This is a genomic window from Mannheimia varigena (assembly GCF_013377235.1).
GTDB lineage: Bacteria > Pseudomonadota > Gammaproteobacteria > Enterobacterales > Pasteurellaceae > Mannheimia > Mannheimia varigena.
The window spans coordinates 1,539,127-1,563,704 of the sequence record NZ_CP016226.1; the positions used below are offsets into that span (position 1 = coordinate 1,539,127).

At 42.5% G+C, this 24,578-nt stretch carries 19 protein-coding genes; 14 read left to right on the plus strand and 5 right to left on the minus strand.

The window, feature by feature from the left end:
* The first annotated feature begins 88 nt into the window (after positions 1–88).
* From xylF to gntR, 7 genes are all read left to right on the plus strand, one after another.
* Positions 89–1,090, plus strand: coding sequence for a D-xylose ABC transporter substrate-binding protein (gene xylF / locus A6B40_RS07230; protein WP_176671964.1), 1,002 nt, complete (start codon positions 89–91; stop codon positions 1,088–1,090).
* 60 nt (positions 1,091–1,150) lie between these two features.
* A complete protein-coding gene (gene xylG, locus A6B40_RS07235) occupies positions 1,151–2,665 on the plus strand; it encodes a D-xylose ABC transporter ATP-binding protein (protein ID WP_176671966.1) in 1,515 nt (504 codons plus the stop codon).
* 3 nt (positions 2,666–2,668) lie between these two features.
* Positions 2,669–3,796 (plus strand): sugar ABC transporter permease, encoded by a 1,128-nt coding sequence (locus tag A6B40_RS07240; protein ID WP_176671968.1) that lies wholly within the window; start codon positions 2,669–2,671, stop codon positions 3,794–3,796.
* Between the two features lie 250 nt (positions 3,797–4,046).
* On the plus strand, positions 4,047–5,486 hold the full coding sequence (gene xylE / locus A6B40_RS07245; RefSeq protein WP_176671969.1) for a D-xylose transporter XylE: 1,440 nt from the start codon (positions 4,047–4,049) through the stop codon (positions 5,484–5,486).
* Positions 5,487–5,514: 28 nt separating this feature from the next.
* Entirely contained in the window at positions 5,515–6,495 is a 981-nt protein-coding gene (locus A6B40_RS07250; protein WP_025216451.1) for an aldo/keto reductase, read from the plus strand.
* Between the two features lie 124 nt (positions 6,496–6,619).
* On the plus strand, positions 6,620–7,780 hold the full coding sequence (locus A6B40_RS07255; protein ID WP_025343143.1) for a XylR family transcriptional regulator: 1,161 nt from the start codon (positions 6,620–6,622) through the stop codon (positions 7,778–7,780).
* Positions 7,781–7,854: 74 nt separating this feature from the next.
* Positions 7,855–8,850 (plus strand): gluconate operon transcriptional repressor GntR, encoded by a 996-nt coding sequence (gene gntR / locus A6B40_RS07260; protein WP_176671970.1) that lies wholly within the window; start codon positions 7,855–7,857, stop codon positions 8,848–8,850.
* 109 nt (positions 8,851–8,959) lie between these two features.
* On the opposite strand, the gene A6B40_RS07265 is transcribed toward gntR, so the two are convergent.
* Complete coding sequence (locus tag A6B40_RS07265; protein ID WP_176671971.1) at positions 8,960–9,475, minus strand: gluconokinase; 516 nt, start codon at positions 9,473–9,475, stop codon at positions 8,960–8,962.
* Between the two features lie 187 nt (positions 9,476–9,662).
* Between A6B40_RS07265 and A6B40_RS07270 the strand changes: the two genes are divergently transcribed.
* Both A6B40_RS07270 and A6B40_RS07275 read left to right on the plus strand, forming a co-directional pair.
* Positions 9,663–11,012, plus strand: a complete 1,350-nt coding sequence (locus A6B40_RS07270; protein WP_025216455.1) for a GntP family permease — start codon at positions 9,663–9,665, stop codon at positions 11,010–11,012.
* 156 nt (positions 11,013–11,168) lie between these two features.
* Positions 11,169–12,614, plus strand: coding sequence for an NAD-dependent succinate-semialdehyde dehydrogenase (locus tag A6B40_RS07275; protein ID WP_176671973.1), 1,446 nt, complete (start codon positions 11,169–11,171; stop codon positions 12,612–12,614).
* Positions 12,615–12,676: 62 nt separating this feature from the next.
* On the opposite strand, the gene iolB is transcribed toward A6B40_RS07275, so the two are convergent.
* Complete coding sequence (gene iolB, locus A6B40_RS07280) at positions 12,677–13,495, minus strand: 5-deoxy-glucuronate isomerase (protein WP_025216457.1); 819 nt, start codon at positions 13,493–13,495, stop codon at positions 12,677–12,679.
* A gap of 216 nt (positions 13,496–13,711) precedes the next feature.
* On the opposite strand from iolB, the gene A6B40_RS07285 reads away from it, so the two are divergent.
* The 5 genes from A6B40_RS07285 to A6B40_RS07305 all read left to right on the plus strand — a co-directional run bounded on the left by A6B40_RS07285 (position 13,712) and on the right by A6B40_RS07305 (position 20,323).
* The gene (locus A6B40_RS07285; protein ID WP_025247098.1) at positions 13,712–15,223 is read left to right on the plus strand and encodes a CoA-acylating methylmalonate-semialdehyde dehydrogenase; all 1,512 of its coding nucleotides are present in this window, start codon (positions 13,712–13,714) and stop codon (positions 15,221–15,223) included.
* A 302-nt stretch (positions 15,224–15,525) separates the two neighbouring features.
* Positions 15,526–16,464, plus strand: a complete 939-nt coding sequence (locus A6B40_RS07290) for a sugar ABC transporter substrate-binding protein (protein WP_176671974.1) — start codon at positions 15,526–15,528, stop codon at positions 16,462–16,464.
* Between the two features lie 51 nt (positions 16,465–16,515).
* Positions 16,516–18,060, plus strand: coding sequence for a sugar ABC transporter ATP-binding protein (locus tag A6B40_RS07295; RefSeq protein ID WP_025343130.1), 1,545 nt, complete (start codon positions 16,516–16,518; stop codon positions 18,058–18,060).
* A gap of 11 nt (positions 18,061–18,071) precedes the next feature.
* Positions 18,072–19,100 (plus strand): ABC transporter permease, encoded by a 1,029-nt coding sequence (locus tag A6B40_RS07300; protein ID WP_025247101.1) that lies wholly within the window; start codon positions 18,072–18,074, stop codon positions 19,098–19,100.
* 89 nt (positions 19,101–19,189) lie between these two features.
* Positions 19,190–20,323, plus strand: coding sequence for a Gfo/Idh/MocA family protein (locus A6B40_RS07305; RefSeq protein ID WP_176671976.1), 1,134 nt, complete (start codon positions 19,190–19,192; stop codon positions 20,321–20,323).
* Between the two features lie 121 nt (positions 20,324–20,444).
* Here A6B40_RS07305 and iolG read toward each other — a convergent pair whose 3' ends face one another.
* The 3 genes from iolG to iolD form a co-directional block, all read right to left on the minus strand.
* Positions 20,445–21,455 carry an inositol 2-dehydrogenase gene (gene iolG, locus A6B40_RS07310; RefSeq protein WP_025216464.1) on the minus strand — a complete coding sequence of 337 codons (1,011 nt, stop codon included), beginning with the start codon at positions 21,453–21,455 and terminating at the stop codon, positions 20,445–20,447.
* A gap of 1 nt (position 21,456) precedes the next feature.
* Positions 21,457–22,353, minus strand: coding sequence for a myo-inosose-2 dehydratase (gene iolE / locus A6B40_RS07315; protein ID WP_176671977.1), 897 nt, complete (start codon positions 22,351–22,353; stop codon positions 21,457–21,459).
* Between the two features lie 96 nt (positions 22,354–22,449).
* On the minus strand, positions 22,450–24,384 hold the full coding sequence (gene iolD / locus A6B40_RS07320; RefSeq protein WP_176671979.1) for a 3D-(3,5/4)-trihydroxycyclohexane-1,2-dione acylhydrolase (decyclizing): 1,935 nt from the start codon (positions 24,382–24,384) through the stop codon (positions 22,450–22,452).
* Positions 24,385–24,578 lie beyond the last annotated feature (194 nt).

Genomic DNA, 24,578 nt, shown 5'->3' on the forward strand with positions numbered 1-24,578 from the left:
GATAATTGAACTTCATTTGAAATCAGAACAGACTTTGAACGAGCAAGAATAGGCTCGAACATTATTTTTACAACCAATGAGGTGAACTATGAAACTTAAGTCCAAATTATTAGCAGTTGCTGCCGCCACTTTAATGGTATTTAGCCACTCAGCGATTGCTAAAGATCTAAAAATCGGTATGTCTATCGATGATTTACGTTTAGAGCGTTGGCAAAAAGATAGAGATATTTTTGTGAATAAAGCAGAAGCCTTAGGTGCAAAAGTGTTTGTGCAATCCGCAAATGGCGATGCGACCGCTCAAATTTCTCAAATTGAGAATATGTTGAATAAGGGTATTGATGTATTGGTGATTATTCCTTTTAACGGCGAAGTGTTGTCCAACGTAATTGCCGAAGCGAAAAAAGAGGGCGTGAAAGTGCTTGCCTATGACCGCTTAATTAACAATGCCGACATTGATTTCTATGTGTCATTCGATAATGAAAAAGTGGGTGAGCTACAAGCTCAAAGTATTATCGAACAAAAACCGGAGGGGAATTATTTCCTAATGGGCGGCTCACCGGTGGATAACAATGCGAAGTTATTCCGTAAAGGTCAAATGAAAGTCTTACAACCGCATATTGATAGCGGCAAAATCAAAGTGGTGGGCGACCAATGGGTAGATTCTTGGTTAGCTGAGAAAGCATTACAAATTATGGAAAACGCTTTAACAGCGAATAAAAATAATATTGATGCAGTAGTCGCTTCAAACGATGCCACTGCAGGCGGTGCAATTCAAGCATTAAGTGCTCAAGGCTTATCGGGCAAAGTTGCAATTTCCGGTCAAGATGCAGATTTAGCAGCAATCAAACGTATTGTTGCTGGCACACAAACTATGACGGTGTATAAACCGATTACTAACTTAGCTGATAAAGCCGCTGAAATAGCTGTTGCTCTTGGTAAAGAAGAAAAAGTGGAAACGAATGCGAAATTAAACAATGGTAGTAAAGAGGTCGAAGCTTATTTATTAGAGCCTGTGGTGGTGACCAAAGACAATATCGATAGTACCGTAATTAAAGACGGTTTCCACACTAAAGAAGCAGTATATAAATAAATCACTTTCATTTATCGAGATGGCGAGTTTCCTCGCCATTTTTGAAAATAGGGGCTAAGTATGGCGAAATTATTAGAAATGAAGAACATCACCAAAAAATTTGGTGAGGTTGTGGCATTAAATAATATTTCAATTTCCCTTGAAACCGGTGAAATACTTTCTTTGTGTGGCGAAAACGGCTCAGGCAAATCAACCTTAATGAAAGTATTGTGTGGAATTTATCCTGCCGGTGAGTATGAGGGGGAAATCTATTTTTCCGGTGAAAAACTGATTGCCAAAAATATTAAAGATACCGAAGAAAAAGGCATTTCCATTATTCACCAAGAATTGACGTTAGTGAAAAATATGTCGATTTTGGAGAATATGTTTTTAGGCAACGAAATTACCAATGCAGGAATTACCAATGACAACGAAATGTACCTGCGTTGCAAAACCTTGCTTGAACAAGTTCAGCTCGATGTTGATCCGAATACTAAAGTGGGCGAATTAGGCTTAGGGCAACAACAATTAGTCGAAATTGCCAAAGCCTTGAACAAACAGGTGCGTTTATTGATTTTAGACGAACCCACCGCCTCACTAACTGAAAAAGAAACCGACATTCTGCTCAATTTAATTAAAGACCTACAGGCTCACAACATTGCGTGCGTTTATATTTCCCACAAATTGAATGAAGTCAAAGCTATTTCCGACAAAATTTGCGTGATCCGTGATGGTGAGCATATCGGCACACGTTCAGCAGTGGGTATGAGTGAAGATGACATTATTACGATGATGGTGGGGCGTGAGATTACCTCGCTTTATCCACACGAACCGCACGAAATTGGGGAAGAAATTCTGCGTGTTGAAAATATTACGGCGTGGCACCCAACTAACACACATATCAAGCGGGTCGATAATGCTAATTTTGTGCTACACAAAGGCGAAATTTTAGGCGTGGCAGGTTTAGTGGGGTCAGGACGAACCGAAATGGCACAATGTATTTTCGGCTCTTATCAAGGCAAATATCAGGCTGATATTTATCTTAACAATCAAAAAATCAACATCAAAAAATGTGCCCAAGCCATTGAAAATCACATTGTAATGGTACCGGAAGATCGCAAAAAACACGGCATTGTACCGATTATGGGCGTAGGCAAAAATATTACGCTCTCTTCGCTACCGCAGTTCTGTTTTGCAAAAAAAATCATAAATGAACCGCTTGAAGAGACCATTATCAACCAATCCATAGCCAAGCTGAAAGTAAAAACCTCTTCGCCTGAATTAGCGATTGGACGGTTAAGTGGCGGTAATCAACAAAAAGCGATTTTAGCGAAATGCTTACTGCTTAACCCGAAAATCTTAATTTTAGACGAGCCGACACGAGGCATTGATGTGGGGGCAAAATATGAAATTTATAAACTCATCAATCAATTAGCCCAAGAAGGAATGGCGATTATTGTGATCTCTTCCGAATTACCTGAAGTCTTAGGGATTAGCGACCGAGTGCTGGTGATGCACGAGGGCAAAATCAAAGCCAACCTCATCAACCAAAATTTAACCCAAGAAAAAGTAATGGAAGCGGCATTGAAGGAGTAACCTATGAACAAGTTAAAATCCATTAATTTACAAGTCTATATCATGCTGATTGCGATTGTTGTCATTATGAGTTTTTTCTCGGTGGCAACAGACGGAGCTTATTTAAGTGCAAGAAATATCTCTAACTTGCTACGTCAAACCTCCATTACAGGCATTCTTGCCATTGGTATGGTATTTGTGATTATTTCTGCTGAAATTGACCTATCAGTCGGCTCACTAATGGGCTTGCTTGGCGGTTTTGCCGCAATCAGTAACGTTTGGTGGGGCTGGCCTTTGCCGCTAACCATTGCGGTTACTCTTGTTTTAGGCTTGATGATCGGAGCGTGGAACGGCTGGTGGGTGGCTTACCAAAAAGTACCGTCCTTTATTGTAACGCTTGCCGGTATGTTGGCATTTCGTGGTATCTTAGTCGGTATCACTAACGGTACAACGGTTTCACCTATTAGCGAAGAGATGACCGCTATCGGTCAAGGCTACTTGCCCGATATGGTGGGAATGATTTTAGGCACAATCGGCATTATCTGCTTTATGATGTGGGGTAGCTACCAACGCAAAGCAAGACAAAAACTGAATTTAACTGTGCCGACCTTCCCAAAAGAAACCTTCAAATACGGTATTGTCGCAATCATTGTGTTAGGGGCAATTTATCTGCTCAATGATTATCGAGGCGTACCATTCCCGGTATTGGTATTAGTAGTATTAGCAATTGCTGGCACATTCCTAGCTCGCAAAACTGCCTTTGGTCGCCACGTTTATGCGATTGGTGGAAACATTGATGCTGCACGTCTCTCCGGTATTGCAGTTGAAAAAATCAAACTTTCCATCTTCGCATTAAACGGATTATTAGTCGCCATTGCAGGTTTGATTTTAAGCTCTCGCTTAGGAGCTGGTGCCCCGTCAGCAGGGCAAAATGCCGAGCTTGATGCTATCGCTGCCTGTGTGATTGGCGGAGCAAGTTTGGCTGGTGGTATCGGCACAATTTACGGTGTTGTTATCGGAGCATTTATCATCGCCTTACTGGATAACGGAATGAGTATGCTTGATGTACCAACCTTTTGGCAGTACATCGTAAAAGGTGCAATTTTACTGCTTGCTGTTTGGGTAGATACAATAAGCAAGAAAAAAGCCTAAGTAAAATCTTGATACAAGCGATCGGATTTATAGAAAAATTTGCAAAAAATCATACTTTTTTGACCGCTTGAATTTAATTATTTCTGATAAAGCATCTTTTTTATAAAGATGCTTTTTTTCTTGTGAGGTATATCAAAAAAGTAAAAAAACATAATAGCGTTAATAAATCTGACAATTGAATAGTGAGATTATTTTATGAAGAATGTTAAGTATCCCACTTGAGTACTCTATTTAAAGGAAGGAAAACAAGATGTCTCAGAAAATGAATTTATATGTTATTAGTGTAACTTTAGTAGCAACATTGGGTGGCTTGCTATTTGGATATGACACAGCTGTTATTTCTGGTACGGTTGCTTCTTTAGATACCGTTTTTATTCAACCAAAAGGATTACCTGAAATCTCAGCTAATTCTCTTCTAGGCTTTACTGTAGCGAGTGCGTTAATCGGTTGTATTATTGGTGGGTTTTGTGGTGGTTTTTTAAGTAGTCGTTATGGGCGAAAAAATGCCTTAATTATTGCAGCCATTCTATTTCTTGTTTCTGCGATTGGATCGGCTTACCCTGAATTAGGCTTTGCAGAAATTGAAGATTCTAATAGCATTCCTTATTATCTGAATAATTTCCTACCTGAATTTGTGATTTATCGAATTATTGGTGGTATTGGGGTCGGTATCGCATCAATGGTTTCGCCTATGTATATCGCAGAAATTGCACCAGCAGATGTACGTGGGAAGATGGTTTCCTTTAATCAATTTGCTATTATTGCAGGTCAATTATTGGTTTATTTTGTAAATTACTTTATTGCATTAAGTGGCGATTATACTTGGTTAAATACAGTAGGTTGGCGTTATATGTTCTTATCCGAAGTAGCGCCTGCTGCATTGTTCTTGGTATTGCTATTCTTTGTACCAGAAAGCCCGCGTTGGTTAGTACTAAAAAACAAATTACAACAAGCCGAAGTAGTATTAAAACGTTTATTGGGGAGAGATGCAGGACAGCTAGAATTATACAATATCCAATCTTCTTTAACTCAAAAAAGCGAAGTGAAAGCACCTTTATTAGCGTTTGGGCTAGGTGTTATCGTAATTGGCATTATGTTGTCTATTTTTCAGCAATTTGTAGGGATTAATGTTGCTCTTTATTATGCTCCAGAAGTTTTCAAATCATTGGGTTCAAGCACGGAAACAGCATTGTTACAGACCATTATTATGGGAACAATCAATCTTTCTTTCACAACAATTGCTATTTTTACTGTGGATAAATATGGACGTAAGCCACTACAAATTTTAGGTGCTTTAGGTATGGCAATTGGTATGTTTGTACTTGGAACTGCATTCTATGCTCGTCTTTCTGGTATTGTTGCATTAGCAGGAATGTTATTTTATATCGCAGCATTTGCTATTTCTTGGGGGCCGGTATGTTGGGTATTGTTATCTGAAATTTTCCCAAATGCTATTCGTAGCCAAGCTCTTGCGATAGCTGTTGCTGCACAATGGATTGCTAATTATCTTGTTTCTTGGACATTCCCAATGATGGATAAAAGTTCTTATTTACTTGAGCATTTTAATCATGGTTTTGCATATTGGGTATATGGCGTAATGAGTATATTAGCAGCATTATTTGTATGGAAATTTGTTCCAGAAACTAAAGGTAAAACACTTGAAGAACTAGAATTACTTTGGAAAAAATAAATGATAATAACTTCAATAGGGGATAGTTATGAAACAACGCAGATTTGGTAAAACCAACAAAATGGTGTCAGAAATTGGGTTAGGCACTTGGCAGCTTGGGACGAAATGGGGTGATCCTTTTAATCACCAAGAGGCGATGGCAATTTTAGAAACCGCTTATGAGCAAGGCATTAATTTTATTGATACTGCTGATGTGTATAACAATGGGCAAAGCGAAAAAGCCATTGGCGAAATCTTGAAAAAATACCCCGACTTTTTCTATGTGGTTACCAAGTGTGGGCGAGCGTTAAATCCGCATACCGCTGAAATGTACACACCACAAGTTATCGAAAAATTTGTTGATGGCAGTTTAAGTCGTCTTGGCACGGAAAAGTTGGATATGATTTTGCTCCATTGCCCGCCAACCTCGGTGTATCGCAATGATGAGATTTTTGCAAAGTTGGAACAGCTTAAGTCTAGCGGAAAATTAATTGATTACGGTGTGAGTATAGAAACCGTAGAAGAAGGCTTGTTGGCGATGGATTACGACATTGCCGCAATGGAAGTGATCTTCAATATGTTCCGCTTAAAACCGTTAGAGCAACTGTTCCCAACAGCACTGCAAAAAGATGTCGGTATTATTGCCCGAGTGCCTCTCGCAAGTGGATTACTGACTGGTAAATACAATGCGAATACGGCTTTTGGTAAAGATGATCATCGTACTTTTAACCGCAATGGTGAAGCCTTTGATAAAGGTGAAACCTTTTCTGGTGTAGATTATCAACTTGGCTTACAAGCGGTGGAAGAACTGAAAGCTCTATTCAGCACGGAAGATTTAATTCCTCACGCATTACGTTGGGTATTGATGAATAAAGCCGTGAGTACAGTCATTCCGGGGGCAAGTAAGGTTTCACAAGTGGTTACTAACGCTGCTGTGGATAACTTCCCTCCATTAACCGAGAGCAAAATGCAAAAAGTAGAAGAGATTTACAACCGCTTAATCCGTCCAAGTGTGCATCATTTGTGGTAGAGTTTAACCACTCGATATACGAAGCAGGCTAGATCAACTATCTCGCCTGCTTTTCTTTTTATCCTCTTTGATTAACCTTTCATTTTCTTTTATAGTTAGCCTTAAATCGACGGTTGGAGGCGAAATGATCGAGAAATACCACAAAGTTGCCCTACTTTTTAACGCTAACAAAGTGTATGACAGAGGCGTAATGCAAGGGATTGGGCAGTTTATTCAAGCATCGCAATGTTCTTGGGATATTTTTGTGGAAGATGATTTTGTCTATCACAAAAATACGATAGAAAGCCTTTCGATTGATGGCATTATTGCGGATTTTGACGATCCGGAAACAGCCGCATTATTGAAAGATATTGATGTGCCGATTGTCGCCGTTGGCGGCTCATACCAAAACCCTGATTTTTACCCGAACGTACCTTATGTTGCCACCGACAATTATGCCTTGGTGGAAGCTGCCTTTTTGCATTTAAAGAAAAAGGGCATTGATCAATTTGCATTTTATGGTTATCCAGCCGAAAGCGATAAGCATTGGGCGGTAGAGCGGTTAAATGCGTTTATTTCGCTAATGGAAAAATATGAACACCAACCGAATTATTACATTGGTGATCAAGCCCATTCCGACAACTGGTTCGAGCTACAAGAAAAATTAGGCGAATGGCTGCAAACCCTGCCGCTGCATACGGGCATTATTGCGGTCACCGATGCTAGAGCCAGACATCTGCTACAAACCTGTGAGCATCTAAAAATTGCTGTGCCGGATCAGCTTTGTGTGATTGGCATTGATAACGAAGAGCTGATCCAATACCTCTCTCGGGTGTCACTTTCTTCCGTAACGCAAGGCACAACGCAAATTGGTTATCACGCCGCAAAATTGCTTTATCGCAAATTGAACGATCTGCCGGTTTCCACAAAGCCTATTTTAATTCCCCCTCTGAATGTGGAAGAACGCCGTTCCACCGATTACCGTTCGTTGCAAGATCCGATGGTGATTCAAGCAATGCACTTTATTCGCCACCGAGCTTGCCAAGGGATCAAGGTGGAACAGGTATTGGATCATCTGAAAATCTCTCGCTCCAACCTTGAGCAGCGTTTTAAAGAGGAGATGAATAAAACTATTCATCAAGTTATCCACGAGGAAAAACTAGCACGAGCAAAATATATGCTCAAATTTACCGATATTTCTACCCAAGAGATTGCCAATGTGTGTGGATACCCTTCCTTACAATACTTCTATGCGGTGTTTAAAAAAGAATTTGGCAAAACCCCGAAAGAGTTTCGGGAAGAGTAGTTACAAGCGGTCGTTTTTAGGCAAAATTTTGCATATAATGAATCATATTTGATTTATCATTCAATGCATTCTAAATGACCAAACACAAACGCCCTACTTTGCAAGATATTGCTTCCCATCTCGGCATTACTAAAATGACCGTGAGCCGTTTTCTGCGTGATCCGAATACGGTAGCGAAAGAGACTGGAGAACGTATTGCACAAGCGATCGAACAGTTTGGTTACATTCCGAATCGTGCCCCTGATATTCTCTCCAACGCCAAAAGTAGAGCAATTGGCGTGCTTGTTCCCTCTCTTACCAACCAAGTATTTGCGGATGTGATCAAAGGCATTGAACAGATTACCGACAAGGCGGGCTATCAGACAATGCTTGCCCACTACGGTTATAGCGAAGAAAAGGAAGAGAAACGGATTGAATCGCTGCTATCTTACAACATTGATGGCATTATTCTCTCGGAAAATCACCACTCTGCCCGCACGCTAAAAATGCTGGAAGTGGCTCGCATTCCTGTGATTGAGATTATGGAGTGCGAAGGCGGTATTCAACAAGCGGTTGGATTTGACAATATTTCTGCAGCACAAGCGATGGTGGAAACGATGATCAATCGAGGCAGCCGCTACATCGCCTATTTCGGGGCAAGAATGGACAAACGCTCACAACTGAAAATGCAAGGCTACGAGCAGGCGATGCAAAAACACGGTTTGATACCATTGAATATCACAACCGAAGAGCATTCCTCTTTTACGCTCGGAGCAGCACAACTCCGCCAAGCTCTAGCTCAACAACCGCAGCTAGATGGTGTGTTCTGCACCAATGACGACTTAGCAATTGGCGCATTATTTGAGTGCCAACGCTTAGGCATTAAAGTGCCGGAGCAGTTCAAAATCGCAGGCTTTCACGGGCATGATGTCGGGCAATCTCTCACCCCACAACTTGCCAGCGTGATTACTCCTCGCTTACAAATGGGCAGAGTGGCAGCACAAGAACTGCTCAATCGCATTCACGGCATACCGCAACAAAGCCCGATTATCAATTTGGGGTATCAGATCCATTTGGGGGAAAGTGTGTAGCAAGCGGTTGAATTTACTCACTTTCGTTCGCACTTCGTGCCATCGGCAAAGCCGATGTTCAAACGCAAGCGTTTGTGCAAAATTTTTTACAATTTAGACCGCTTGTATCTTAAATCAATGGCTCAACCGCTGCCACACATCGTTCCACCACCTCTTCAAAACTACCGTCAATATCAATAAAGATCACATCGGATTCGTCTGCTTGGGGGATTTCGAGGGTGTTGAACTGGCTTTGCAGCATTTCGGGTTTCATAAAATGCCCTTTGCGTTGCTTCATTCGTTCTAATACTAGCTCAAATGAGCCGTTTAGGAACAGGAATTTGACATCAGCATTGCCTTCACGGATTTGATCACGATATTTTTTCTTCAAAGCGGAGCAGACGATAATCCCTTTTTCACTTTTCTGTTCTAGACTGAAAGCGGCATCATTAATTCGCTCTAACCACGGGCGGCGATCGTCATCGTTCAGCGGTGTGCCACTTGCCATTTTTAGAATATTCGCACGAGGGTGGAGGTCATCACCATCAATTAATTTCATTCCCAGTTTTTGTGCCACTGCTGTGCCAACAGAGGTTTTCCCTGTACTGGATACACCCATTAGGATAAATGCTTTTCCTTGAGACATTTGTCTACTCCTATGTTATCGGTAACTTTTATTTGAACTTAATTTAGCAGCTTCAAACTAAAAATCATCTGCTATTTCTGAAAAATTTGAAGTAGATCACAATTCTAGAATAAAAAATAACGAATTATTTACAAGTTTAGTTTTTATCGTTATGTTACCGATAACAATTTGTTGTGGAGAAAATAGTATGTTGCTTTTCATTATGTTTGCCGCAATTTTATTATTGCTAATATTAATTATTAAATTCAAGGTTCACGCCTTTGTAGCTTTGATTATTGTGAGTTTACTCACTGCATTAGCTGCAGGTATTCCGGTGGACAAAATTTTACCAACCTTGCTTAACGGTTTTGGAAGTACATTAGCATCGGTCGCATTACTGGTTGGCTTAGGGGCGATGATTGGTCGTTTACTTGAAATCACGGGTGGTGCAAAAGTATTGGCAGATACGCTTATCAACAAATTTGGTAAAGAGAAAGCGCCATTTGCATTGGGTGTGGCATCATTGTTATTTGGTTTCCCGATTTTCTTTGATGCCGGTTTAGTAGTAATGTTGCCGATTATTTTTAGTGTAGCGAAACAATTTGGCGGTTCAGTATTGCGCTATGCCTTCCCCTCTGCAGGAGCATTTGCGGTAATGCACGCTTTTCTACCTCCACACCCGGGGCCGGTTGCTTCAGGCGATTTACTTGGAGTAAATATGGGGTTGCTTGTGTTAGTTGGTTTAGTTTGTGCGATTCCGACATGGTACATCGGTACTTATATGTTCAGCCAATTTATCAGCAAACGCATTCATGTTGATTTACCTAAAGCTTTCTTAAACGGATTATCAGCTAATGAGATGGCGGTACAAAATCCACCAAGTTTCGGTAAAGTACTAACGGTGTTATTACTGCCGATTATCTTAATTTTATTCGATACAGGCTTAAATACGCTTTCTGTCGCGAAAGTAGTAGATGGTTCAGCAACTTGGGTACAAAGCCTACGTTTAATCGGAAAAACACCTGTTGCATTATTGATTACTCTGATTGTGGCGATTATTCTTCTGCGTGATAACCGTAGCCTAGACCAAATTGAGAAAATTTGTAACAACGCTCTTGGCCCAATCTGTGCGATTGTACTTGTAACCGGGGCAGGCGGAATGTTCGGTGGTGTGTTACGTGCAAGTGGTATTGGTGATGTATTATCAGCCATGATGGCTGATACCGGTATGCCAATTGTTGTGGCTGCATTTATTATTGCAACGGTATTCCGTGTTGCACAGGGTTCGGCAACAGTGGCTTTAACTACAACAGCCGCGTTAATTGCTCCAATGGTAGCAGCTGCAACAGATTTAAGTCAGTTTGATCTCTGTTTTATTGTGATTTCCATTGCTTCAGGTGCAACCGTGCTTTCTCATGTAAACGACTCCGGCTTCTGGCTTATCGGCCGTTTCCTTGAAATGGACGAGAAAACTACACTTAAAACTTGGACAATGCTTGAAACCTCAATCGGTTTAACCGGTTTCGCATGTGCATTAATTGGGAGCTGGTTACTCTAATTTAATTCTTACAAGCGGTCGATTTTCTTCAGAATTTTGCAAAATAGATAGGAAAATCGACCGCTTGTTTTTTTATATAACTATTGGAATTTTCCCTTTAATTGGAGTAGATTATAGACGTTCCGTTCTATTTTTAATCATTTAACAGGAGTGATTATGCCAAACACCCAATTTTCTTTACTGGATTTTAGAGCCTATATCAACGGTGAGTTTGTCGAAGGCAAGAAAACCTTTGAGGTTACTAATCCAACCACTGGCGAGGTAATCGGCAAGGTTGCAGATTTAGGGGCGGAAGACGCTCATTTAGCGATTGAAAAAGCGGTCATCGCACAGAAAAAATGGCAAGCACTGTTACCAAAAGAGAGAGCAGCAATTTTACGCAAATGGTTTGATCTCATTATACAAAATAAAGAAGAGCTAGCTCAAATTTTGAGTTTGGAACAAGGCAAGCCGATTGCCGAAAGCCTTACTGAAATTACCTATGGGGCAAGTTTTGTTGAGTTTTATGCGGAAGAGTGCAAACGGATTTATGGCGATGTATTGCCACAAGATAAGCCTGATCATCGCTTAATGGTCATCAAGCAGCCGATTGGCGTGGTGGCGGCAATTACTCCGTGGAACTTTCCGAATGCGATGATTACTCGTAAAGCTGCCCCAGCGTTAGCAGCCGGCTGTGCGATTGTTTTCAAACCTGCGGCAGAAACACCATTTTCTGCAATAGCTTTAGCAAAGTTAGCCGAACAGGCAGGCATTCCAGCAGGCGTGTTTAACATTGTTACTGCAGAGAAATCGGAAGATATCGGTAAGGAATTAACTACTAATCCAAGCGTGCGAAAAGTAACCTTCACAGGTTCAACTCGTGTTGGTAAGATTTTGATGGAGCAATCAGCAAGCACCGTTAAAAAATTAGCCTTAGAATTGGGAGGCAATGCCCCAGCAATCGTGTTTGATGATGCAGATTTAGACAAAGCGGTTGAGGGAGTGTTTGCCTCAAAATTCCGTAATGCAGGGCAGACCTGCGTCTGTGCTAACCGCATTTATGTACAAGCGGGCATTTATGAGCAATTTCTTGCAAAATTCCAACAAAAAGTCGAACAGATTAAACTCGGTGCACCAAACGAACCAAATGTTACAATGGGGGCGTTGATTAGCAAACGTGCTCTTGAAAAAGTGGAAGAGCATATTGAAAATGCACTTTCTCTTGGTGCTGAGTTAGTAATGGGGGGTAAACGCCATGAGCTTGGTAGCACATTCTTCCAACCAACTATTTTGAAAAATGTCACGCAAGAGATGAAAGTAGCTCGAGAGGAAACTTTTGCACCACTTGCTCCAATTTTCAAATTTGAAACAGAAGAGGAAGTTATCCAATGGGCAAATGACACCGAGTTTGGCTTAGCTTCTTATCTCTTTAGTGAGAATCTTTCACGCATTTGGCGAGTATCTGAGCAGTTGGAATACGGCATTGTTGGCATAAATGAAGGGCTGATCAGCAACGAACTTGCTCCATTTGGCGGTGTGAAAGAGTCTGGTATCGGACGAGAAGGCTCAAAATACGGCTTAGATGAGTTTTTAGAGATGAAATATCTTTGTATGAAGATTTAGGAGAAAGGGACGCGATGCGTCCCTTTGTTTTGCAATATTTCTGAGAAATATGACCGCTTGTATTATTCAAATTTTGTTTTATAGGCTTCACTATTTACCCATAAATGATCTTCTTCCCAAGTGAATTTCCATTTGCGAACAGGGCCAGCCATTACATTGAGATAGTAATTGTCATAACCTGCAATAGTGGCAACTGGGTGGTAGCCTTTTGGTACTTTTACTACGTTCTTATCATAAACTGCCATACACTCGTCTAGCGTACAATCATCGGTATAAACTCGCTGTAAAGCAAAGCCTTGTGGTGGAGCGAAGCGATGGTAGTAAGTCTCTTCTAAATAGGTTTCTAGTTCGGAATTTTTGTCGTCGTGTTTATGGCTTGGGTAAGAGCTAGTATTGCCTTCATCAGTAAACACTTCTACAACTAATAAGCTATCTGCAGGTTCTGTTTCTGGCAGAATATTATGCACTAAGCGTTGATTATTGCCGAAACCTCGTTTTTCAACCCCGACATCTTCTGGACTAATCAGGCGTACAGGATAATTCCCTTGACTTGGTGCTTTGCAAACGGCAAGTTCTAATTGACCGCTTGTTTCCACTTTCACTTGCTTGTGTGGCGGAATATAGACGGAATAAGGTGGGATTTTTTCAAATGGGCTGGCTCGGTTGCCGATATTTTCAAAACGATGTTCATCGACAAACACGGATCCTTTGCCTGCAACGAAAACAAGACAAAGCTCATTTTCGCCACTCTCTAAGGTAATAGATTGATTGTCTAACTGATAAGCAGCAAATCCAACATATTCCCAATTAGCATTTTGCGGGGTAATGTCTTGAATTAAACCGTTTGGTTGAGTCTGTGGTTTAGAAAGTAAGAAGCTCATAATATCTCCTGTATAAATTCATAATAATGACAACCTTACTATAACGCAGATCATTTTTTTTGGGGATAAGTAATCTTCAAAGTTGTTATCAAGATCACAAAAATGAAATAAATTTTTCATTTTTATTCTATTTGTATTGATATTTTCTATTTTTAAGAGTAGTTTATGGAGTGTCTTTTGTCTATCCTCAATTCATAATTTGATAAGGAGTTTTCGATGAGCCAATTTGTGCAAAACTTTATTAATGGCGTAGCGGTTGAAAGCCAAAGCCAACGTATTACTTCTGTATTCAATCCAGCAACTGGCGAAGAAACCAAAAAAGTGAAGTTAAGTACTGCTACTGAAGTAGATTCAGCGATTGCCACAGCTGATGCTGCATTTAAAAGCTGGTCGCAGCAATCACCATTACGCCGTGCGAGAATTTTATTTAAATTCAAAGAGTTATTAGAAGCAAACTTTGATGAACTGGCACGTTTAATCAGCTCTGAGCACGGAAAAGTCTATTCAGATGCAATTGGAGAATTGACGCGTGGTTTAGAGGTAGTTGAGTTTGCAACAGGTATTCCGCACTTACAAAAAGGTGAGTTTTCAGCAAATGCCGGGCGTGGTATTGATATCCACTCAATTCAACAGCCGCTTGGAGTTGTTGCAGGTATTACCCCATTTAACTTCCCAGCAATGGTGCCGATGTGGATGTTCCCTGTTGCATTAGCGTGCGGTAATACTTTCGTGTTGAAGCCGTCTGAAAAAGACCCAAGTGTATCCATTCGTTTAGCAGAATTATTAAAAGAAGCGGGCTTGCCAGATGGTGTATTCAACGTTGTTCAAGGCGATAAAGAAGCAGTAGATATTCTTTTAACCGACCCACGCATTCAAGCGGTGAGCTTTGTCGGTTCAACGCCGATTGCTCACTATATTTATGAGAAAGGCTCCGCAAACGGCAAACGTGTGCAAGCCTTGGGCGGTGCTAAAAACCACGCCTTGATTATGCCGGATGCGGATGTGCAAGGTACGGTAAATGCGTTACTCGGTGCAGCATTCGGCGCAGCCGGTGAGCGTTGTATGGCATTGTCGGTGGCGGTGATCGTGGGCGATGAGTTGGCGGATAAAATTGTTGAAGAGCTGATTCCAAAAGTGAAAGCACTGAAAATTGGTGCAGGTTTATTACCGGAAGGGCAAACCGAAAACGATATGGGGCCAGTTATTTCTAAAGAACATAAAGCAAAAATCGAAAGCTATATCGATCAGGGTGTAGAACAAGGTGCAAAACTTTGTGTGGACGGTCGTGGATATAAAGTAGCTGGTCACGAGAATGGTTATTTTGTTGGCGGAACGTTATTCGATAATGTTACTCCTGAAATGACAATCTGGAAAGATGAAATTTTCGGGCCCGTGTTATCGGTAGTGCGTGTGAAAGATTATGCAGAAGGTATGGCGATTATCAACAGCCACCAATACGGCAACGGTAGTGCGATCTTCACCGCAGACGGCGATTCAGCCCGTCAATTTACCCAAGATGTCCAAGCAGGTATGGTGGGCGTGAATATTCCAATTCCAGTACCGATGGCATTCCACTGCTTTGGTGGTTGGAAAGCGTCTATCTTCGGGCCTCTGAATGTGTATGGTCAAGATGGCGTGCGTTTCTACACCCGTATGAAAACTATCACAACCCGTTGGCCGGACAGTGCTGTACGTAGCCAAGCAGCCTTTAACTTCCCAACCTTATAATTATAAGTATTCTTCCTTTTTTGATTGCTTAGCGGTGAGAAATCACCGCTTTTTTATTTTTGCAAAAAATTCTCTAATTTTGATCGCTTGTTTTTTATTCTTATTATTTTTCTCTTAAAAATGTGATCTGAGTAACAGATTTGAAACAAAGTGTTTGGAGAGGGAAATTTAGAATGTTATATTCCTTTTTGAAAAATTTATTTCATTTTTTTGTATTTAAAATAAAACTTCATTTCTCCTTCGCAGTTTGAAGTAAGACTGGCAATAATGCCCTTAATTCTAATCTCACAAGAGGATTTTGTATGAAAATGCGTATTAAATTTGCGTTAAGTGCTTTAACACTGGGCTTATCAATGAATAGCTTTGCAAAAGATGAGCTTGTTGTATTTAGCTTGCCTAACCTATCTAGTCCGTTTGAAGTTCAGCTGCAAAAGGTAGCGGTAGAAACCAGTAAGAAGTTAGAGATTAAATTACAAGTATTAGATGGACAGAGTTCATCAACTAAACAGGCTTCGGACTTAGAAAATGCGATTACGCGTGGGGCGAAAGGTATTATCATTTCTCCAAATGATGTGAATGCAATTTCAGGTGCTGTAGAAGAAATTATTCAAGAGAAAATTCCTGCTGCAACATTAGACCGTAAAGTTGAAAGTAGTAAACCGGTTCCACACTTTGGTGCCAATAACTACACCGGTGGTCAAGAAGTAGCGAAAGCAGTCAAAGCGAAATATCCAGATGGTGCGAAAATTGTTTTATTAACTGGTCAGCCGGGCTCAACGTCAAATATTGAGCGTACCAAAGGTATTCGCGATGAATTAGCTGTTGGTGGTGATAAATATAAAATTGTTGTCGATCAAACCGGTAACTGGTTACGCTCAGAAGGTTTACGTATTATTGAAAGCGTGCTCCCAACCCTAAAAGAAAAACCGGATGTAATTATTTCTGCAAACGATGATATGGCGTTAGGCGCAATTGAAGCGTTACGCAGTCAAGGCTTAAAAGCTGGAAATATTTTAGTAACAGGTTTTGATTCTACGCCGGAAGCTCTAGCTCGCGTTAAAGACGGTTGGTTATATTTAACTGCTGACCAACGACCAAGTTTTGCAGTTAGTACTGCATTAGAGCAAGTGGTTGGCAACATTCGTGATAACAAAGAAGTGAGTGGTGCAGACTATCCACCGAAAATTATTCTAAAAGATAACTTGCAAGAAGCGGAACGCTTTGCAGAAATCAGTGAATAATATTTTATCACCTCCTCATAGAGGTGAGGAGGTTTTTCTTATGGAGGTTGTATGTCCACTCCTTTACTTGAAGTTAAAGATCTTACCAAAAGCTTCTCTGGCGTAATGGCTCTTAACAGAGTAAAACTCACGGTAGAAAAAGGCGAGGTTCACGCCCTACTCGGGGAAAATGGTGCGGGGAAATCAACATTATTGAAAGCTCTTTCAGGTGCACAACCTCAAACGAGCGGTGAGATTATTTTTAACGGCGAAAAACTCAATTTAAATGATTCACCTTTTGAGCGCCAACTTAAAGGCATTGTTACCATTTACCAAGAATTCAATTTACTGCCAAATATGACAGTAGCAGAAAATTTTTTCTTGGGCAGAGAGCCAGTCAATGGCTTGTTTGTCAATGAAAAAGCAGTGAATGATGAAGCACAAATAGTGCTGGATAATCTTGGCTTAAACATTAAACCTGATACCCAAGTTTCCCGTTTAAGTGTTGCTCAACAACAGATGGTTGAAATTGCAAGAGCAATGACCTTAAACGCGAAATTAATCATTATGGATGAACCGTCTGCGGCATTAAGTGATAAAGAAGTTGAAAAACTTCATCAAATTGTAAGAGATCTCAAAAGTCGTGGTGTGAGTGTTATCTATGTTACCCACCGCCTAAATGAAGTATTTGCCTTATGTGATCGCTTTACCGTTTTCCAAGATGGGCGTTATTCGGGCGAAGGTGAAGTGAAAAATGTCACGGTTGATGACATTATCCGAATGATGGTAGGGCGTGAAGTTGCCTTTACTCGTCGCCCTGCTTCGGAAACGCATCATACCCACCGTCCTGTGCGTTTAGCAGTAAAAAATTTACATCGTGAAAAGCCAGCACTTGATCCTCATGGGATTGCATTGCACGGCGTGTCATTTAATATTCATGAAGGCGAAGTTTTAGGCATTGCGGGCTTAGTAGGAGCAGGTCGTACCGAAATTGCTCGCTGTTTGTTTGGTGTAGAAAACTATACCGCTGATGAAATCAGCTTAGATGGTAAACCTTATGCGGCAACATCTCCATTGGATGCGTTAGAAAAAGGTGTGGCATTAGTACCTGAAGACCGTAAGAAAGAAGGTTTAGTTCTGGGCTTACCGATTAAAACTAATATGACGTTGCCGATTCTAGGTAAATTGCTTAAAGGTAATCTGTTCGTCGATAATCAAAAAGAAGATGATTTAATCGAAACTTATCGCCAGGCACTCAGAATTAAAATGGCAAGTAGTGAGCTAGAAGCCCGCAAATTATCAGGTGGTAATCAGCAAAAAGTGATTTTGGCACGTTGTATGGCATTAAATCCCAAAGTGCTAATTGTTGATGAACCGACACGTGGTATTGATGTGGGAGCGAAATCAGAAGTTCACCAAGTTTTATTTGATATGGCAAAACAAGGTGTGGCGGTTTTAGTGATTTCGTCTGACTTACCTGAAATTATGGCAATTTCAGACCGTATTATTACCCTCTCCGAAGGACGAGTAACGGGTGAAATTCACGGCGATGATGCGACCGAAGAAAAATTAATGTCAATGATGGCTGTCGGTGTTCAGCGTGAGCACGCAGTGTAAGCGAGGTTTGTATGACAACACAATTTTTGAAAAACCTAGGAATGGTGGATGACAAAGGCAAAATCGATTTTGTCTATTTCTTTGAACGTTTTGGCGTGTTGATTTTCCTGATTTTGTTAGTGATTTTCTTCACCTCGCAAAACAGTGCATTCTTGTCCCAACGTAACATCTACAACGTTTTAACTGAAGTGTCGATTTTCGGCATTATGGCGGTAGGAATGACCTTCGTCATCTTAACCGCCGGGATTGACCTCTCCGTCGGCTCAATTTTAGCGGTGACGGCAATGTTCGCCGCCTACATTATCAAAGGCGATAATACCGTCACGGTGGAAGCCGGTGCGTGGGGCGGAATGAGCTGGCTGATTGGCTTAGTGATCTGTTTAGGTTTAGGTACGTTCATCGGCTGGTTACACGGCTTGGGCGTGACCAAACTCAAACTGCCACCGTTCATCATCACCCTTGGCGGGATGACCATTTGGCGTGGTTTAACACTCGTGTTGAACAACGGCTCACCAATCGCCGGTTTTGACGAAGGCTACCGCTGGTGGGGGCGTGGCGACATCTTAGGCGTGCCGGTTCCGGTCATCATCTTCGCTGTTGTAGCTATCATCGGTTACTTCGCTTTACACAAAACACGTTGGGGACGCTATGTCTATTCCGTGGGTGGCAACCCGGAAGCCGCTCGCCTTGCTGGGGTGAATATTAATCGCACATTGGTGAGTGTGTATGTGGTGATCGGTGCATTGGCAGGTTTGGCGGGCTTTATTCTCTCCGCCCGTTTAGGCAGTGCAGAATCTGTTGCCGGTGTTTCTTTTGAATTACGTGTAATTGCCTCAGTGGTTATCGGCGGAACTTCGTTAATGGGTGGATATGGACGCATTACGGGTACAATCATCGGTTCGATTATTATGGGCGTGTTGATTAATGGCTTGGTACTGATGGACGTTTCAGCATACTATCAACAAATCATTATGGGCTTAATCATTATCCTCGCCGTTGCCTTCGACACCTATGCGAAGAGCAGAAGAGGGGCGTTATAACCCAGCACACAAGCGGTCTGATTTAGCAAAAAATTTGCAAAAACAGACCGCTTGTTTTTTTATAGCACCAAAACGTAAGGGTTCATACAATGAAAACTATCAAAATCGGCTTAGTTGGCACGGGCTATATTGGTCGCTGCCACGCCATTGCTTACGCACAAGCACCTACACTTTTCCCTCTCAAAGGCAAACTGCAACTCGAATACCTCGCCGAAATCAATCAAACCCTCGCCGATCAAAAAGCCCAAGAATTTGGCTTTGCTCGGGCGACTGATGATTGGCGAAAACTGGTTGCCGATCCGAATGTCGATGTGGTCGATATTTGCACGCCTAATTTCCTGCACAAAGAAATTGCCTTCGAAGCGATTAAACACGGCAAACACGTCTATTCCGAAAAACCGCTCGCCTTAACCGCCGCTGATGCCAAAGAGATGGTCGAGGCAGCGAAAAAAGCCGGGGTAAAAACCTTAGTCGGTTTCAACTACATCAAAAACCCGACCACCCAACTGGCTCGCCAAATTATCCAAAACGGCGAAATTGGTGAGGTGGTGCATTTTTACGGCACGCACAACGAAGACTATCTCGCTAACCCAAACACCCCGATTGACTGGCACTGTTATAAAGCGAAAGCAGGTTTAGGCACGCTCGGCGATTTGGCGGCACACATTGTGAGTATGGCGCACTATCTTGTTGGCGAAGAGATTGTCAGCGTGGTCGGCGATATGCAAACGGTCATCACCGAACGCCCAAATCCACAAAACTTAGCTGAAAAAGTGAAAGTTGAAAACGAAGACCAAGCCACGGCGTTGGTGCGCTTTGCCAACGGCGTAATGGGGACGATTGAAAGCTCCCGTATCGCTTGTGGTTGCAAAATGGGGCTAACCTATGTAGTTACCGGCACCAAAGGCACGCTCAGCTACACCCAGGAACGTATGGCAGAGCTGAAACTCTATTTGCACGATGAAGATAAATCCCGTCAAGGTTTTAAAACCATTTTAGTCGGACCAGAACACCCCGACTATGCCGCTTTCTGCGTGAGTGCCGGCCACGGCATCGGCTTTAACGACCAAAAAGCAGTGGAAATTCGCGATCTCGTCAATGGCATCGCCGCCGATGACCGAATGTTCCCTGATTTTGAAGAAGGCTATAAAATCTCCCGTGTGTTGGAAGCGATTGCAAAATCGGCGGAAGAGAGACGGTGGGTGGAAGTAGAGGAAATTTAACTTTCTCATCAAAACAAAAAAGCGTAAATCCATTTGATTTACGCTTTTTTTATTGCTTTATAAGCGGTCGGTTTTGCAAATTTTTCTGCAAAACCGACCGCTTGTTTATCAGTGAATAAAATTACGCCACTTCGCTTAATTTAACCGGGCGATTTTCTTCCAGTGATTTTTTCGCAGCTAACGCAATCAGAACAGGCTGTAAGCCATCGTTACCGTTTACGAGCGTCGGTTTGTCATTGACCACAGAGTCCACGAAACAGCTGATTTCGTCTGCGAAGGATTGCATATAACGCTCTAAGAAGAAGTATTTTGGTTTTTCTGCAATCACGCCGTTTTCGCCGGAGAACACGGCGGTTGAGCCGGTGTCGTTGGTGATATGGATTGCGCCTTTTGAACCGAAGACTTCAGCACGTTGGTCGTAGCCGTAAGCCGCTTTACGGCTGTTATCGATTACGCCGATTGCGCCATTTTTCAGTTTTAGAGTAATCACTGCGGTGTCGATGTCGCCCGCTTTGCCGATTTCAGGATTGACTAGTACGGTTCCCACTGCAAACACTTCTTCCACTTCACTGCCAGATAAGTAACGAATCATATCGAAATCGTGAATGGTCATATCAAAGAACATACCACCAGAGACTTTCACATACTCAATTGGCGGTGCGTCCGGGTCACGAGAAGTGACGCGAATAACGTGCGGTTCGCCGATGTCGCCGGCTGCAACGCGGTCTTTAATCGCTTTGAAGTTGTGGTCGAAACGGCGGTTGAAACCGACTTGGAATTTCACGCCCGCTTTTTCCACTGCCGCTAACACCTCGTGAATTCTTGCCGGATCTGCATCCACCGGTTTTTCACAGAAAACGTGTTTGCCAGCAAGGGCAGCTTCAATTGAGATTGGGGCGTGAGTGTTGGTGGATGAACAGACTAACACTGCATCGATTTCCGGATCTTGCAAGATTTGTTTGTAGTCATCATAAACGTGCGGAATGCCCATTGATTTCGCCCAAGTGGTCAGCTCATCGGTGATACGAACATCCGAAATCGCTTTAATTTCTGCGCCTTTCACATATTTGCTGATACTTTCTGAATGCACACGACCAATACGGCCTGCGCCGATAATTCCTACTTTTAACATCTTAAACTCCTGCGGTTTCACGGATATATTTTCTGCCTTTGAGGGCGTATTCAAATGGGTTAGCGAGTGCCGGGTCTTGCTCAGCTTCTACCACCATCCAGCCTTTGTAGTCATGTTTTTCGAGAATGTCGAAAATTGGTTTGAAGTCGATCACGCCATCGCCCGGGACGGTAAATGTGCCTTTTTTCACGCCTTCTAAGAAGCTCAAATCTTTCGCTTTCACTTCGGCAACCACTTCATCACGCACATCTTTTAAGTGAACGTGAATGATGCGGTCGATATATTTTTCTAACACGCCGAGCATTGCTTTTTGGCAGCCTTCGGAGTAGTAAAGGTGACCTGAATCGAATAACAGATAGACATCGTCATTCACTTCCGCCATATAGCGATCGACTTCTTCTGGGGTTTGAATACCTGTGCCCATATGGTGATGCAAGCAGACTTTCATGCCTTTTTCCGCGGCCAGTTTTGCCAGCTCATTATAGCCTTCTGCCATACGTTTCCAGTCGGCATCATCAAACACCGGTTTTTCTTTAAAGACGGATTTGGTTGTGCCTTGAATACTGCGACTCTGCTCGGAACAGCCGATCACTTTTGCCCCCATGGCGTGCAGGAAATCACGGTGTTTGATGAACTCGGCGATAGTCTCTTCACGTTTGCCATCAACAAAGAAGGTGCTGAACCATGCATTACAAATTTGAATGCCGCGCACCTCTAATTTGCGTTTTAGCACTTCCACATCTCGTGGGTATTTGTTACCTACTTCACAGCCAGTGTAGCCCGCTAATGCCATCTCGCTGACACACTGCTCAAAAGTGTTTTCTGCACCGAGTTCTGGCAAGTCATCATTTGTCCAACCAATTGGAGCAATGCCAAGTTGAATGTTTTCTGCTTTCATAGAGAAACCTCGTTTGATTGAGTTAATTTATTTTCCGTAGGGGCGAATTGCCATTCGCCCCTACAAGCGGTGATTTTTCGTCAATTTTTTGCAAAATTAGTATTTTCTTGCTTTCGCTAACTGCTCTTCAGAGCGTTGGCGGGCTTGTTGAATACGTTCGCTGTCAGAGACTTCCGCCACACCAACATGCCACCAGCAGCCGTAGCCGTGAGCCATCGTTTTCGGCAGTACTTTAATGTCGATCAGCGTTGAAATGGTTTGCTGTTTCGCATCTTGAAGGGCGGCACGCAATTCGGCTTCGTTAGTGACACGATAGGTTTTGCAGCCGTAAGCTTCTGCGTTTTTCGCAAAATCAATCGGCACTAAGCCACCGTTGAGCTGGTTGCTTTGGGCATTACGGAAACGGAATTCCGTGCCGAAGCTGTCCATACCGTTGCCGATTTGCAGGTTGTTGATACAGCCGTTTGCCATATTGTCGAACAATACCACGTTGATTTTTTTGCCTTCCTGCACAGAAGTGACTAATTCGGTGTGAGCCATTAAGTAAGAGCCGTCGCCAAGCAAGGCATAAACTTCTTGTTCCGGACAGGCGATTTTCACGCCGACAGCCGCACTCACTTCGTAGCCCATACAGGAGTAGCCGTATTCGAGGTGGTAGGTCTCTTCGCCTTTGCTCAACCAAGTGCGTTGTAAATCGCCCGGTAAACTGCCTGCGGCGGCGACGATAATGCCGTCGTTTTCAATGGTTTCGTTCACGATACCGAGGACTTGGGATTGGGTTAATTGTGAGCCGGTGAGCTTGATAAATTCGTTATGAACCGCTTTGTGATCCAAGTTATCGTTGATTTCTGGGGTGAAATCCGGGCTGTATTGCACCGCACGCAGGCGTTTGATTTCTTCGGCAAAGTCCGCTTTGGCGGTGGCAATTTCATTACCCCATTGTGCTTGATAGCTACTTGGGAGCTTAGTCAGCAATGCTTCGAGTGTTGCTTTAGCATCAGCCACAATTTGCACGCCGTCTAATTTGTAGGCATCGAAACGTGCTACGTTGATATTTAAGAACTGCACATCCGGATTTTGGAATATCCATTTCGAAGAAGTGGTGAAGTCGGTGTAGCGTGTGCCGATACCGATGACTAAATCGGCTTCTTTCGCCAAGCGGTTTGCCGCCAAGCAGCCGGTTTCACCGACACCGCCTACATTCAGTTCATAGTCGGAAACGACGGCACTTTTACCCGCTTGGGTTTCGGCAAATGGGATGCCGAACTGTTTTGCAAATTTTTGCAGAATTTGACCCGCTTGTGAGTAACGCACGCCGCCCCCGCAGACGATCAGCGGTTTTTTCTTGGCGGTAATCAATTTCACTGCATCGGCAATCATGGCTGCCGTTGGTAAGGTGCGTTCTAGGCGATGCACTCGTTTTTGTAAGAAGCTGTTCGGGAAGTCGAAACTTTCTGCTTGTACATCTTGTGGCAACGCAATCGTCACCGCTCCGGTTTCCACCGGATCGGTTAAAACACGGAACGCATTGATACAAGCACTCATTAACTGCTCTGGGCGTTGCACACGATCCCAGTATTTGCTGACCGCACGGAAGGCATCGTTAGTGCTGATACTTAAATTGTAAGGTTGCTCTATTTGTTGAAGAACAGGATCTGGTTGGCGGGAGGCAAACACATCACCCGGTAATAAGAGAAGTGGAATGCGGTTGGCAGTTGCTGTGGCGGCAGCTGTAAGCATATTCGCGGCCCCAGGTCCAACAGAAGAAGTACAAGCAATAATTCTTTGACGTAAATTCTGTTTTGCAAAACCCATTGCTAAATGTGCCATTCCTTGCTCATTTTTCCCTTGGTAGAGAGTTAGCTTTCCCGAATTTTGTTCAATTGCTTGCCCCATTCCTAATACATTGCCGTGTCCAAAAATGGCTGCAACACCATGCACAAACTTGATCTCTTTTCCATCTACTTCTAGATACTGATTATCTAAAAATTGCACCAATGCTTGTGCAACAGTTAAACGAGTTGTTTTCATAAAACCCCCTTGATATGGCAACCGCTACAAGCGGTTATTTTTTCTTAAAAATCCATAAAATGAAAATTTTGTTTCATTATTTTATCAGCAAAATTTAAAAAAAGATGTGAACAAGCTCACATTTCTGCTAATTGGTTACATTACTGTTCAAAGTGAGAACAAGATCACAGAAATGATAATTTAAATAGAATAAA

Bases quoted from the DNA above. Each gene is read 5' to 3' on its own strand.
- iolG (WP_025216464.1), bottom strand. From the start codon at position 21,455: ATGTTAAAAGTAGGAATTATCGGCGCAGGCCGTATTGGTCGTGTGCAT.
- A6B40_RS07290 (WP_176671974.1), top strand. From the start codon at position 15,526: ATGAAAATGCGTATTAAATTTGCGTTAAGTGCTTTAACACTGGGCTTA.
- A6B40_RS07265 (WP_176671971.1), bottom strand. From the start codon at position 9,475: ATGTCTCAAGGAAAAGCATTTATCCTAATGGGTGTATCCAGTACAGGG.
- A6B40_RS07305 (WP_176671976.1), top strand. From the start codon at position 19,190: ATGAAAACTATCAAAATCGGCTTAGTTGGCACGGGCTATATTGGTCGC.
- xylF (WP_176671964.1), top strand. From the start codon at position 89: ATGAAACTTAAGTCCAAATTATTAGCAGTTGCTGCCGCCACTTTAATG.
- iolE (WP_176671977.1), bottom strand. From the start codon at position 22,353: ATGAAAGCAGAAAACATTCAACTTGGCATTGCTCCAATTGGTTGGACA.
- A6B40_RS07300 (WP_025247101.1), top strand. From the start codon at position 18,072: ATGACAACACAATTTTTGAAAAACCTAGGAATGGTGGATGACAAAGGC.
- A6B40_RS07285 (WP_025247098.1), top strand. From the start codon at position 13,712: ATGAGCCAATTTGTGCAAAACTTTATTAATGGCGTAGCGGTTGAAAGC.
- xylG (WP_176671966.1), top strand. From the start codon at position 1,151: ATGGCGAAATTATTAGAAATGAAGAACATCACCAAAAAATTTGGTGAG.
- A6B40_RS07240 (WP_176671968.1), top strand. From the start codon at position 2,669: ATGAACAAGTTAAAATCCATTAATTTACAAGTCTATATCATGCTGATT.
- A6B40_RS07255 (WP_025343143.1), top strand. From the start codon at position 6,620: ATGATCGAGAAATACCACAAAGTTGCCCTACTTTTTAACGCTAACAAA.
- gntR (WP_176671970.1), top strand. From the start codon at position 7,855: ATGACCAAACACAAACGCCCTACTTTGCAAGATATTGCTTCCCATCTC.
- A6B40_RS07250 (WP_025216451.1), top strand. From the start codon at position 5,515: ATGAAACAACGCAGATTTGGTAAAACCAACAAAATGGTGTCAGAAATT.
- A6B40_RS07270 (WP_025216455.1), top strand. From the start codon at position 9,663: ATGTTGCTTTTCATTATGTTTGCCGCAATTTTATTATTGCTAATATTA.
- iolB (WP_025216457.1), bottom strand. From the start codon at position 13,495: ATGAGCTTCTTACTTTCTAAACCACAGACTCAACCAAACGGTTTAATT.
- xylE (WP_176671969.1), top strand. From the start codon at position 4,047: ATGTCTCAGAAAATGAATTTATATGTTATTAGTGTAACTTTAGTAGCA.
- A6B40_RS07275 (WP_176671973.1), top strand. From the start codon at position 11,169: ATGCCAAACACCCAATTTTCTTTACTGGATTTTAGAGCCTATATCAAC.
- A6B40_RS07295 (WP_025343130.1), top strand. From the start codon at position 16,516: ATGTCCACTCCTTTACTTGAAGTTAAAGATCTTACCAAAAGCTTCTCT.
- iolD (WP_176671979.1), bottom strand. From the start codon at position 24,384: ATGAAAACAACTCGTTTAACTGTTGCACAAGCATTGGTGCAATTTTTA.